The 12,642-nt window shown below is 66.1% G+C and carries 10 protein-coding genes, 1 tRNA gene and 1 pseudogene; 7 read left to right on the top strand and 5 right to left on the bottom strand.

Annotated features, from left to right (window positions below; translation table 11 throughout):
* Nucleotides 1-1,372 (top strand): annotated as a pseudogene (locus BGO62_RS04765) (glucosidase); the annotation flags it as partial.
* Between the two features lie 215 nt (nucleotides 1,373-1,587).
* Here the strand turns inward: BGO62_RS04765 and BGO62_RS04760 are convergent.
* The 3 genes from BGO62_RS04760 to lgt form a co-directional block, all read right to left on the bottom strand.
* Nucleotides 1,588-1,663 (bottom strand) — tRNA-Ala (locus tag BGO62_RS04760).
* Nucleotides 1,664-1,682: 19 nt separating this feature from the next.
* Entirely contained in the window at nucleotides 1,683-2,048 is a 366-nt protein-coding gene (locus BGO62_RS04755; RefSeq protein ID WP_296639806.1) for a VanZ family protein, read from the bottom strand.
* Nucleotides 2,045-2,827, bottom strand: coding sequence for a prolipoprotein diacylglyceryl transferase (gene lgt, locus BGO62_RS04750; protein ID WP_296639805.1), 783 nt, complete (start codon nucleotides 2,825-2,827; stop codon nucleotides 2,045-2,047). Before lgt ends, BGO62_RS04755 begins: the two co-directional genes overlap by 4 nt.
* A gap of 93 nt (nucleotides 2,828-2,920) precedes the next feature.
* On the opposite strand from lgt, the gene ilvD reads away from it, so the two are divergent.
* Both ilvD and BGO62_RS04740 read left to right on the top strand, forming a co-directional pair.
* Nucleotides 2,921-5,698, top strand: a complete 2,778-nt coding sequence (gene ilvD, locus BGO62_RS04745) for a dihydroxy-acid dehydratase (protein ID WP_296639803.1) — start codon at nucleotides 2,921-2,923, stop codon at nucleotides 5,696-5,698.
* Nucleotides 5,699-5,718: 20 nt separating this feature from the next.
* Nucleotides 5,719-6,324 carry a ParA family protein gene (locus tag BGO62_RS04740; protein ID WP_296639801.1) on the top strand — a complete coding sequence of 202 codons (606 nt, stop codon included), beginning with the start codon at nucleotides 5,719-5,721 and terminating at the stop codon, nucleotides 6,322-6,324.
* Nucleotides 6,325-6,345: 21 nt separating this feature from the next.
* Here BGO62_RS04740 and BGO62_RS04735 read toward each other — a convergent pair whose 3' ends face one another.
* A complete protein-coding gene (locus tag BGO62_RS04735; protein WP_296639799.1) occupies nucleotides 6,346-6,924 on the bottom strand; it encodes an ankyrin repeat domain-containing protein in 579 nt (192 codons plus the stop codon).
* A gap of 147 nt (nucleotides 6,925-7,071) precedes the next feature.
* On the opposite strand from BGO62_RS04735, the gene BGO62_RS04730 reads away from it, so the two are divergent.
* From BGO62_RS04730 to BGO62_RS04715, 4 genes are all read left to right on the top strand, one after another.
* Nucleotides 7,072-9,105 (top strand): thioredoxin domain-containing protein, encoded by a 2,034-nt coding sequence (locus tag BGO62_RS04730; RefSeq protein ID WP_296639797.1) that lies wholly within the window; start codon nucleotides 7,072-7,074, stop codon nucleotides 9,103-9,105.
* An 82-nt stretch (nucleotides 9,106-9,187) separates the two neighbouring features.
* Complete coding sequence (locus tag BGO62_RS04725; protein ID WP_296639795.1) at nucleotides 9,188-9,985, top strand: DUF2189 domain-containing protein; 798 nt, start codon at nucleotides 9,188-9,190, stop codon at nucleotides 9,983-9,985.
* A 135-nt stretch (nucleotides 9,986-10,120) separates the two neighbouring features.
* Complete coding sequence (locus BGO62_RS04720) at nucleotides 10,121-10,441, top strand: c-type cytochrome (protein ID WP_296639794.1); 321 nt, start codon at nucleotides 10,121-10,123, stop codon at nucleotides 10,439-10,441.
* Nucleotides 10,442-10,583: 142 nt separating this feature from the next.
* Nucleotides 10,584-12,101, top strand: coding sequence for an alanine/glycine:cation symporter family protein (locus tag BGO62_RS04715; protein WP_296639792.1), 1,518 nt, complete (start codon nucleotides 10,584-10,586; stop codon nucleotides 12,099-12,101).
* A gap of 22 nt (nucleotides 12,102-12,123) precedes the next feature.
* Here the strand turns inward: BGO62_RS04715 and BGO62_RS04710 are convergent.
* Nucleotides 12,124-12,642 (bottom strand): 5-formyltetrahydrofolate cyclo-ligase (locus BGO62_RS04710; RefSeq protein ID WP_296639790.1); only part of this gene is annotated, 519 nt, incomplete at its 5' end.

Raw genomic sequence — 12,642 nt, 5'->3', positions numbered from 1 at the left:
CTGGTACGCGGCGTGGGATCTCGCCTTCCACTGCATCCCCTTGGCCATGGTCGACCCCGCGTTTGCCAAGGAGCAGCTCGTGCTGATGACGCGCGAGTGGTACATGCACCCCAACGGGCAGATCCCCGCCTACGAATGGGCGTTCGGCGACGTCAACCCGCCGGTTCACGCCTGGGCCGCGTGGGAGGTCTACCGGAGCGAGCGCGACGCCAACGGCGGCCGCGGCGACACCGCTTTCCTCGAGCGCATCCTGCACAAGCTGCTGCTCAACTTCACCTGGTGGGTGAACCGCAAGGATCCCGCCGGCCACAACGTGTTCCAGGGCGGCTTCCTCGGCCTCGACAACATCGGCGTGCTCGACCGCAGCCGCCCGCTGCCGGGCGGCGGCACCATCGAGCAGGCCGACGGCACCAGCTGGATGGCGATGTACTGCCTCAACCTGATGCGCATCGCCCTCGAGCTTGCGCAGACCAACCACGTCTACGAGGACATCGCGACCAAGTTCTTCGAGCACTTCCTCTACATCGCCCGCGCCATGAACAACATCGGCGACCAGGGCATCGGCCTGTGGGACGAGGAAGACCAGTTCTTCTACGACGTGCTGCGCTTTCCGGATGGCAGCATGACGCCGCTGCGGGTGCGCTCCATGGTCGGGCTGATCCCGCTGTTCGCGGTCGAAATCCTCGAGCCGGAACTGCTCGAACGCCTGCCGGGCTTCAAGCTGCGGCTCGAGTGGTTCATGAAGTACCGCCCCGAGCTCGCGGCGCTGGTTTCCCACTGGATGGAGCCGGGGCGCGGCAACCGCCGCCTGCTGTCGCTGCTGCGTCCGCATCGCATGCGGCGCCTGCTGCAGCGCATGCTGGATGAAGACGAATTCCTGTCCGCCTACGGCGTGCGCTCGCTCTCCCGCGCACACCGCGACCAGCCCTATCTGGCCTCCCTCGACGGCCACCCCGTGAGCGTGAACTACCAGCCGGCGGAATCGGAGTCGGGCCTGTTCGGCGGCAATTCCAACTGGCGCGGCCCCATCTGGTTCCCGGTCAACTATCTGCTGGTGAACGCCCTCTACCGCTTCGCCGATTTCTACGGCGAGGGGCTGAAGGTGGAGTGCCCGACCGGCTCAGGCCGCGAGCTGTGCCTCGATGAAATCGCCGACGAACTGACGCGCCGCCTCATCGGCATCTTCCGCCGCGACGGCCAGGGCGGCCGCCCGTTTTTCGGCGCCAGCGACAAACAGAACAGCGACCCGCACTTCCGCGACCACATCCTGTTCCACGAATATTTCCACGGCGACAGCGGGCGCGGCCTGGGCGCCTTGCACCAGACCGGCTGGACCGGGCTGGTGGCGAAGCTGCTGCAGCCGCGGCGGTAACAAGCGGCGCTCGCATGATGGGCGAGGCGACGCTGTCAGGCCGGGTAGGGTCGAGCCACGTTGATTCCCCGACCCGGGCCGAACCATTGAGCGAAATTTGCGGTAAGCGGGAGGTCTGCTTTGGATCGCAATGGCGGTGCGCACCAACTGGGCAAAGAAAAGCCCGCATTACGCGGGCTTATGCATTTTTTATTGCATCTTGTTGGATTTGAATTTGGTGGAGCGGAGGAGGATCGAACTCCCGACCTTCGCATTGCGAACGCGACGCTCTCCCAGCTGAGCTACCGCCCCAGTGCGGCGGATTATAACTTCAGCGGCGCGATGCGGAAAGCGCGGCGAGGCAGGCGGGCAGATTGGGCAGGACGCGGGCGGCGAGCCAGCCGAACAGGACGCCGCCGCTGTTGGCGAGCGCGTCGAGCCCATCGGGCTGGCGGTTGGGGGTGAGGCCCTGCAGCAGTTCAATGGCGGCGCCGAACAGCGCCACCGCAACGGCGAGCTTCCAGCGCCGCTCCACGACGAGCTGCGCCCACCAGAACATCAGCACGGCATAGCCGGCGAAGTGGACGATCTTGTCGGCGTGGCTGCCGCTTTCGCCCAGCATCGGGGGCGAAAGCGAAACCACCAGTGTGACGACGATGCCGAGCCAGCCGCCCAGCTTCCACAGTCGCTCGATCACGCGCTGCGCTGCGCCCAGCGCAGCATGGCGACGCCGGCGACGACCATCGGCAGCGACAGCCATTGCCCCATCGAGAGGCCGAGCCCCAAGAGGCCGAGGAAGCTGTCGGGCTCGCGGGCGAATTCGGCGAGGAAGCGCAGGCTGCCGTAGCCGATCAGGAACACGCCGGAAACCGCGCCGACCGGGCGCGGCTTGCTGGAATAGAGCCACAGGATGGCGAACAGCAGCAGGCCTTCGCCGGCGAACTGGTACAGCTGCGAGGGATGCCGTGCGATGCCGTCGCCCGCCTGCGGGAACAGCATGCCCCACGGCAGGTCGGTGGCGCGCCCCCACAGTTCGCCGTTGATGAAGTTGCCGAGCCGCCCGGCGGCGAGTCCCAGCGGCACCAGCGGGGCGATGAAATCGGTGACGGCGAGCCAGCGCAGGCGGTGGCGGCGCGCGAACAGCGCCATCGCGATGATGACGCCGAGGAAGCCGCCGTGAAAGCTCATGCCGCCTTCCCACAGCTTGAGGATGTCGAGCGGGTTGGCCAGGTATTCCGCCGGCTTGTAGAACAGCACGTAGCCCAGCCGGCCGCCGAGGATGACGCCGAGCACGCCGTAGAACAGCACGTCGTCGAGCATTTGCGCGTTCCAGCCGGTCCACGGCCGGTGCGCGATGCACCAGCGCCCGAGCAGGATGACCTGGATGAAGGCGATGAGATACATGAGGCCGTACCAGTGGACGGCGACGGGCCCGAGCTGCAGGGCGACGGGGTCGAATTGCGGATGGACGAGCATGTATAAGGGGGCCAGGAGTCAGGGGTTAGGGGCTAGGGATTTGGCGAAGCGCCCGGGTAAAATGCGAGGCTGATTATAGATTGAGTGAGCATCATGCCTGACTACCGTTCCTGGACAACCACCCGTGGCCGCAACATGGCGGGAGCGCGTGCGCTGTGGCGCGCCACCGGCATGAAGGACGGCGATTTCAGCAAGCCCATCGTCGCCATCGCCAACTCGTTCACCCAGTTCGTGCCGGGCCACGTGCATCTGAAGGACATGGGCCAGCTGGTGGCGCGCGAAATCGAGGCGGCCGGCGGCGTGGCGAAGGAATTCAACACCATCGCGGTCGACGACGGCATCGCCATGGGGCACGGCGGCATGCTGTACAGCTTGCCGAGCCGCGACCTCATCGCCGACTCGGTCGAGTACATGGTCAACGCGCACTGCGCCGACGCGCTGGTGTGCATCTCCAACTGCGACAAGATCACCCCCGGCATGCTGAATGCCGCGCTGCGGCTGAACATCCCCACGGTGTTCGTTTCTGGCGGGCCGATGGAAGCCGGCAAGGTGGTGTGGGACAAGCAGACCATCAAGCTCGACCTGGTCGACGCCATGGTGTCGGCGGCCGACGCCAAGTTCAGCGACGACAAGGTCAACCAGCTGGAACGCTCGGCCTGCCCGACCTGCGGCTCGTGCTCGGGCATGTTCACCGCCAACTCGATGAACTGCCTGACCGAGGCGCTGGGACTTTCGCTGCCGGGCAACGGCTCGCTCTTGGCGACCCACGCCGACCGCAGGAACCTGTTCCTTGCCGCCGCGCGCCTGATCGTCCGCAACACCCGCCGTTATTACGAGGACGGCGATACCCGTGTGCTGCCGCGCGCGATCGCCAGCTTCGACGCCTTCGAGAACGCCATCGCGCTCGACATCGCGATGGGCGGCTCGACCAACACCGTGCTGCATCTGCTGGCCGCCGCGCACGAGGCCGGCGTCGATTTCACCATGGCCGACATCGACCGCATGAGCCGCCGCGTGCCGCATCTCTCCAAAGTGGCGCCGTCGATCCAGACCTATCACATGGAAGACGTGCACCGCGCCGGCGGCGTGATGGCGATCCTCGGCGAGCTGGAGCGCGGCGGCCTCGTCCACCGCGAGGTGCCGACCGTGCTGATGAAGACCCTGGGCGAGCAGATCGACGTCTACGACATCCGCCGCACCAAAGACAAGGATGTGAAGGACTACTTCCGCGCCGCGCCCGGCGGCGTGCCGACGCAGACCGCGTTCTCGCAGGACCGCCGCTTCCCGAAGCTCGACGACGACCGTGTCAACGGCTGCATCCACGACATCGAGCATGCCTACTCGAAGGACGGCGGGCTGGCGGTGCTGTACGGCAACCTCGCGGCCGACGGCTGCATCGTCAAGACCGCTGGCGTCGATGAAAGCATCTGGAAATTCTCCGGGCCGGCGCGCGTATTCGAATCGCAGGACGCCGCGGTGGAAGCCATCCTTGGCGACAAGATCGTCGCCGGCGACGTCGTGGTGATCCGCTACGAAGGCCCGCGCGGCGGCCCCGGCATGCAGGAAATGCTGTACCCGACCAGCTATCTCAAGTCCAAGGACCTCGGCAAGGCCTGCGCTTTGATCACCGACGGCCGCTTCTCGGGCGGCACTTCGGGGCTCTCCATCGGTCACGCCTCGCCGGAGGCGGCCGAGGGCGGCAACATCGGCCTGGTCGAAGAGGGCGACATGATCGACATCGACATCCCGCAGCGCACGATCAGCCTGCGCGTGACGGACGCCGAACTGGAGCGCCGCCGCGCCGCGATGGACGCCAGGGGCGCCGCCGCGTGGAAGCCGGCCAGCCGGACGCGCGCCGTGTCGGCCGCACTGCGCGCCTATGCGGCGATGACGACGTCCGCCGCCTTCGGCGCGGTGCGCGACGTCAGTCTGGTCGAGCATCCGACCGAGGCACAGGTGCACGCCGACCCGCTGGCGCGCTTCGCCATCCCCGGCCAGCTGAGCTTCCGGGTGGGCGCGGGCGGCCTGACTTACGCCGACATCGACAACCATGGCGGCCGCGCGACGCTCTGCCTGCAGGGCGCGCACGTGGTGAGTTTCCGTCCCAAATCGCAGCGAGAGCCGCTGGTGTGGGTGTCCGACGCCGCCAAGTTCGCCGCCGGCAAATCCATCCGCGGCGGCGCCCCGGTGTGCTGGCCGTGGTTCGGCGCGCACGATGCCGAATCCGGCTACCCCGCGCACGGCTTCGCCCGCACCGTGCTGTGGACGGTCATTGGCAGCCGCAAGCGCAACGATGCCAGGACCGAAATCACCCTGCAGCTGGTGGACAACGAGCAGACCCGCGCGCAGTGGCCACACCCCACCCAGCTGACGCTGACCGTGGTGGTGGGCGACAAGCTGGAGATGCGGCTCGCCACCACCAATACCGGCGATGCCCCGGTGAAAATCGGCGAGGCGCTGCACACCTACCTGCACATCAGCGACATCGGCGCGGTGAGCGTCATCGGCCTCGAAGGCAGCGACTACCACGACAAGGTCGACAACTTCGCGCGCAAGCAACAACGCGGCGACATCGCCTTCAACGGAGAAGTCGACCGTGTCTACGTCGACACGCCGGCCGACTGCGTCATCGTCGACCCCGGCCTCAAGCGCCGCATCCGCATCGCCAAGACCGGCTCGCTGTCCACCGTGGTGTGGACGCCGTGGGCGGAAAAGGCCGACAAGATGGGCGACATGGGCCGCGGCAAATCCGGCGCCGGCTGGCGCGAAATGGTCTGCGTCGAGTCGGCCAACGCGATGGACAACGTCGTCACCGTGGCGCCGGGCGAAACCCACACGCTGGCGGTGACGTATAGCGCCGAGGCATTGTAGGCAGAAGAGGGGAAACCGGCATGCGCGTGATTCTGGTGGCCAACCCCAAGGGCGGCAGCGGCAAGACCACGCTGTCGACCAACCTCGCCGGCTATCTGGCCTCAGCGGGCGAGCGCGTGGCGATGCTGGACCTCGACCGCCAGAAATCCGCCACCCACTGGCTGGCGATGCGCGACATGGCGCTGCCGGACATCGGGTTGCTGCGCGAGGGACAGAAGGGCGGTGGCGACTGGCTGGTGATCGACTCGCCCGCCGGGCTGCACGGCAGGAATCTGGAACGCGCGCTGAAGCTCGCGCACAAGGTGGTGGTGCCGATCGCGCCGTCGCTGTTCGACATCCGCGCCAGCCAGGAATTCCTTGCCGCGCTGCACGCCGAAAAGGCCGTGCGCAAGGGCCATGCCTTCGTCGGCGTGGTCGGCATGCGCGTCGATCCGCGCACCCGCGCCGGCGTCACCCTGGAGCAGTTCATGGCGCAGCAGGACCTGCCGGTGCTGGCTTGCCTGCGCAACACCCAGCACTACGTCAACGCCGCGTTCGAGGGCAAGAGCCTGTTCGACCTGCCGCACCATGTCGCCGCGCGCGACATCGAGCAGTGGCAGGAATTGATCGGCTGGCTGGACCGCTGATCGCGCCAGCCGGGCGCGCGGTCAGTGCGTGGCCGGCTTCATCAGGTTGACCACCTGCGGCTTGACCACGCTCTTGGTCGTCGGGCAGGCGCCCTCTTCGGAAACGCCGAGCTGGCGCTCGGCATCGGTCAGCAGGTTGATCACGTCCACGTAGAACTTGTCGTTCGCCATCATGCGTGCGGTGCGGCCGCCCTCGTTGACGGCGAGCACGTCGGCGCCGTTGTTGATCAGCCATTCCACCACCGAAGCATCGCCGCCGCCGGCGGCCAGCATCAGCGGCGTGATGCCGAAGAAGATGCGCTCGTCGAGCGAGGCGCCGGCCTGGTGCAGCACGTCGATGACCTCGACGTAGCCACACCCGGTCTCGCCGTTGTAGGCGGCCTTGGCGAGCGCGGTCCAGCCCTGCTGGGCTTTGGCATTGACGTCGGCGCCGGCGGCGATCAGCTCCTGCACCGCCGCGACGTGGCCGCCGTGGGCGGCGTGCATCAGCGCGGTTTCGCCGGCCTCGTCAGCGGCATCGTGGGCCACGCCGGCCTCAAGCAGGTTCTTGATCTGGACGGCATCGCCCGAGCGGGCGGCGGCGAATAATTCTTGCGACATGGGGGGCTCCTGCGTTTTAGGCGACGGGCAGTGAGCGTACAATTGTTGACCGATTTTATCAACTATTATTGAGGGGCGCGCCAGGCTTGAATGCCGTCTCGATGACGGCCCGTCTGTCCTGCTTCGTGCCGAACCCAAAACGCCGCCATGCCCAATCGTCTCGCCACCGAACCCAGCCCCTATCTGCTGCAGCACGCCGACAACCCGGTCGACTGGTATCCGTGGGGCGAAGAAGCCCTGGAAAAGGCGCGCCGCGAGGACAAGCCGATCCTGCTGTCGATCGGCTATTCGGCCTGCCACTGGTGCCATGTGATGGCGCACGAGTGCTTCGAGGACGCCGAGGTGGCGGCGGTGATGAACCGGCTGTTCGTTAACATCAAGGTCGACCGCGAGGAGCGCCCCGACCTCGACCAGATCTACCAGGCGGCGCACCAGTTGCTGGCGCAGCGCGGCGGCGGCTGGCCGTTGACGGTGTTTCTCGCCCCCGACCAGACGCCGTTCTTCGCCGGCACCTATTTTCCCAAGACGCCGCGCTACAGGTTGCCGGGCTTCATCGACCTGATGGAAAACGTCGCCCGCGCCTGGCGCGAGCGGCGCGGCGAAGTGCTGGCGCAGAACGCGGCGCTGCGCGACACGCTGGCGCAGCAGCCGCCGGAGGGCAGCGGCCAAAGCCTGAGCGCTGCGCCGTTTGCCGCTGCGCTGCACGATCTGGCGCAGGCCTTCGATCCGGTGTGGGGCGGATTTTCGCCCACGCCCAAATTCCCGCGTCCGGGCGAACTGTTCTTCCTGCTGCGCGAGTCACAGCGCGGCGGCAGTGCGCAGGCGCGCGAGATGGCGCTGTTCACTCTGCGCAAGATGGCTTCCGGCGGTGTGCGCGACCAGCTCGGCGGCGGTTTCTGCCGCTATTCGGTGGACGCGCAGTGGGCGATTCCGCACTTCGAAAAAATGCTCTACGACAACGGCCCGCTGCTGCATCTGTATGCCGATGCTTGGGCGCTGACCGGCGAAGCGCTGTTCAGGGACACCGCCGAGGGCATCGTCGAGTGGCTGCTGCGCGAGATGCGCGCGCCGGACGGCGGTTTTTATTCCGCGCTCGACGCCGACAGCGAAGGCCACGAGGGCAGGTTCTACGTGTGGACGCCCGATCAGGTGCGGGCGCTGCTTTCGACCGAGGAATATGCGGTGGCGGCGCCGGTCTACGGCTTCGATTTGCCGCCGAATTTCGAAAACGGCAGCTGGAATCCCATCCTCGCGCGCCCGCTGGCGGACGTTGCGGCCGAGCTGGGACTGACCGCAGAGGCGGCAGCAGCACGGCTGGCAAGCGCGCGCGCCAGGCTGTTTGCCGCGCGCGAAACCCGCGTGCGGCCGGGGCGCGACGACAAGCAGCTCACCAGCTGGAACGCGCTGATGATCGGCGGGCTGGCGCATGCCGGGCGGGTGATGAACCGTACCGACTGGGTGGAGGCGGCGCATGCGGCAATCGATTTTCTGCATGTGAATCTGTGGCGCGATGGGCGACTCTGCGCCAGCTTCCAGCGCGGCGAAGCGCGGCTCAATGCCTATCTCGACGACTATGCCTTCCTGCTCGATGCGCTGCTGGAAGCGCTGCAGGCCCGTTACCGCGAGGCCGACATGGCTTGGGCGTGCGAACTCGCCGATGCGCTGCTGGCGCATTTCGAGGATCCGGACGCCGGCGGATTTTTCTTCACCAGCCACGACCATGAAGCGCTCATCATTCGCCCCAAGCCGGGCTACGACAACGCCACGCCGTCCGGCAACGGCGTCGCCGCGTTTGCGCTGCAGCGGCTCGGGCATCTGCTCGGCGAGGCGCGTTACCTCGATGCCGGCGCGCGCTGCCTGAGCTTGTTCTACGCGCACCTGGGCCAGCAGCCGGTCGCCTATCCGACGCTGCTGGCCGTGCTCGACGAAGCGCTGGCGCCGCCGCGGACGATCCTGCTGCGCGGCCCGGAATCCGCCCTGCGCGCATGGGTGCTGGCGCTGACGCCGAAACTCGGTGCGCGCGACATGCTGCTGGCCTTGCCCAATGGCTTGAGCCTGCCGCAGGCGCTGGCGAAGCCGGAACCGGATCGCCCCACTGCCTGGGTCTGCGGCGGAACGGCCTACCCTGATGGATATAAATGCCGGCCGCCGCTGACCGACCTGGCCGGCGTGCTGGAATAAGGGGTTTATCAGCATTTGCTATTAGGAACCCGTGGCGGCGCCTGCTATCAAACAGGCAGTTGATTTGTCATTGGGAGCGATCATGAGCACACACACCGAACCCGCGGTTTTCCATCCGCAGGTCGCCCATATGAATCTGCCCGGCATCCGCCGCGTGACATTCGATCAGCCGCTGCGCTGGTTGCGCGACGGCGCAAAGGATTTTGCCCGGGCGTGGCCGCTGAGCCTGTTCTATGGAGCCGTCTTCGCGCTGCTGGGCTACGGTTTGGTGCATGCTGCGGAGGACAGGCCGCATCTGGCGATGGCGCTGGCTTCGGGCTTCCTGTTCGTCGCTCCGGCGCTGGCCATCGTGTTTTATTGCCTGAGCCACCGGCTGGAGCATCATCACAAGCTCCCCAAACTGTTCGTTCCCCTGCTGGCGTGGCGCGCCAATCCATCCTCCCTGGGGCTGTTCGCCGTGATGCTGGTGTTCGTCCTGATTTCATGGGAGCGCACATCGGCGATCCTGGTCGGACTTTTCCTCAGCGGTTCGGGCATCGGCGGCCTGTCCGATCTGCTCAGCATCAATGCGGTGCGGCAGCATACCGATTTCGTGCTGGCCTACCTGGCGTTCGGCGGCGTGCTGGCGCTGATGATGTTCAGCCTCTCGGTGGTATCGCTGCCGATGCTGCTGCACCGCAAGGTCGATTTCGCCACCGCGCTGGTCGCCAGCTTCATGGCGACCCGGCTCAATTTCCCTGTAATGCTGCTGTGGGGGGCATTGATTGCGGGCCTGATCGCCATCGGAATGGCGACGGATTTCATCGCCATGGCGGTGGTTTTCCCCTGGCTGGGGCACGCCAGCTGGCATGCCTACCGCGAACTGGTCGAACGCGAATAACAATGTTTTACCGGGCCGGCTAGCAAAAAGACGGGCCCATGTCTTGCGTGGCGGAGGATTTTCCTTAATATTGGAGGCGCGATAGTGGCTAGACAGATAGCGCGCGCTCAACCCGACCTCCACGGAGACACTGTAATGATGAAGAAATTGATGATGACTGCAGCATCCGCTGCCCTGCTGGCCATGTCCGGCGTCGCTTCTGCCGATTCCGAACAGGCGCTGGCCCAGAAAAACGCGTGCATGTCCTGCCACGGCGTGGATAAGAAAATTGTTGGTCCTTCTTTCAAGGACGTGGCCAAAAAATATGCCGGCGACAAGACCGCGAAAGACAAGCTGGTCGCCAAGGTGAAAGCCGGCGGCAAAGGGGTGTGGGGGCCGGTTCCCATGCCGCCGAACGCACAGGTCAAGCATGAAGACGTGGAGAAGATTGTCGAATGGGTGTTGAGCCTGAAGTGATCTGAAGACGTGCCCGAGCAAAGGCCGACCCATGGGTCGGCCTTTGTTTTTCCGGAAGGGACGCACGCGCAGCGCAGCCCGTTAGGGCCACAAGTTTGCTATCGTTGCCGCCGATAACAAATTATTTCAATGGGGTCAGGCGGTGGTTCATCCTTATCGGTTCTTCGCATTCGCAGCCGCAGCGCTGTTTTCGCAGTTCGCCCAGGCAGCCGAGCCTGGCCGAATCGACGCCTTCTTCGGCAGCCTGAATGGCTATCTCGCCAGTGTCATCTTCTACGACGTGTTTCCCGGCGAAGCGTCGATGCCTTTCATCGTCGCCTGGCTGATAATCGGCGCGGTCTACCTGACCCTGCGCTTCAGCTTCGTCAACCTGCGCATGATGCGTCACGGATTCAGGGTGTTGCGGGGCAAGTACCATACGGCGGACGACAAGGGCGAGGTGAGCTCGTTCCAGGCGTTGACCACCGCGCTTTCCGCCACGGTCGGGCTCGGCAACATCGCTGGCGTTGCGATCGCGATTTCGATCGGCGGGCCAGGGGCCACGTTCTGGATGATCGTCGCAGGCTTTCTCGGCATGACCACCAAATTCACCGAGGCCACGCTGGCGCAGCGCTACCGCGAGGTGCGTCCCGACGGACACATCATGGGCGGCGCCATGGAATACCTGTCCAAGGGCTTCGCCGAATTCAATCTGCCGCGCACCGGCAAAGTCCTGGCGGGCATGTTCGCCGTGTTCACCGTGCTCGGCTCGTTCGGTGCCGGCAGCGCGTTCCAGGTGAGCCAGTCGCTGGGCGCGGTGCAGGAGCAGATCCCTTTCTTCAAAGACACGCCGATCGCCTACGGCCTCATCATGGGGGTGGCGGTGGGCGTGGTCATCATCGGCGGCCTGCGCCGCATCGCCCACACCGCCGAAGCGGTGGTGCCGAGCATGATCCTGATCTACCTGGCGGCCTGCCTGTGGATCATCCTGGGCAACATCGACCAGCTCCCGCAGGCGATCGCCAAGATCGTCACCGAAGCCTTTGCGCCGATCGCGGTGGCGGGCGGCATGGTGGGTGCGCTGGTGCAGGGTTTCAAGCGCGCAGCGTTCTCAAGCGAGGCCGGCCTCGGCTCGGCCGCGATCGTGCACTCGACCGCTTCGGTCAAGTACCCGATCCGCCAGGGCATGGTCGCGCTCTACGAACCCTTCATCGACACCATCATCATCTGCACCATGACTGCGCTGGTCATCGTCATCACCGGCGTCTACAACGATCCGGCCACCCTGGCGATCCGTGAAGCGAGCAAGGGGGCGGCGCTGACCTCGGTGGCATTCGCCACGGTGTCGGACTGGTTCCCGGCCATCCTCACGCTGTCGGTGGTGTTGTTCGCGTACAGCACCATGATCTCGTGGTCCTACTACGGTGAGCGCTGCTGGGCCTATCTCTTCGGCGAACGGACCTCGATCGCCTACCGGGTGGCCTTCCTCGTGTTCATTGTCATCGCCTCGGTGGCGAGCGCGTCCAACATGGTCGACTTCACCGACCTGCTGGTGCTGGCGATGGCCTTTCCCAACCTGTTGGGGCTTTATCTGCTGAGCGGCAAGGTGCGGGCGATGCTGACCGACTACCAAAACAAGCTGAGAAGTGGCGAACTCGACCGCGAAATCGTGAAGGACTGAATACCGCCTGGCCGACGCCGGTTCAGCGAGGGCTCGAGTTGAAGCGGTGCAGCCGGCGCTCGGTCAGCACCGCGTCGAGCGGCATGTCCCACGGTTCGTGCGGCAGCGCCTCCACCCGCTGGCATTCGTAGGCGACGCCCACCAGGCGCGGCTTGCGCCACAGCCGCCGGTGCTGCATGAAAGCCAGTGTCGCATCGTAGTAACCGCCGCCCATTCCCAGGCGATGACCCTGCAGATCGAATCCCACCAGCGGCATCAGCAGCAGGTCGAGCTGGCGCGCGCGCAGCGGCTTTGCATCCAGCGGCTCGGGAATGCCGTAGCGGTTCGGCGACATGCGCGTGTCGCGCCCGACGCGCCCGAAGCGCATTACCCGTCCACGGCGCGGCAGAATCGGCAGATAGCAGTCGCGCTGCATGCACAGCGCCTGATTGAGCAGGGGGTGAACGTCGAACTCGCCGCCCTGCGGCAGATAGAAACCGATGCGTTGCGCGCGCAGCAACAGGCCGTGGCGCAGCGCCAGCCGCAGCGACGCGCGCGCGGC

Origin of the sequence: Thiobacillus sp. 65-1402, from assembly GCF_001897685.1 — a bacterium.
In the GTDB taxonomy this organism is placed as follows: domain Bacteria; phylum Pseudomonadota; class Gammaproteobacteria; order Burkholderiales; family Thiobacillaceae; genus Thiobacillus.
This window is presented reverse-complemented; position numbering and strand designations above follow the sequence as displayed.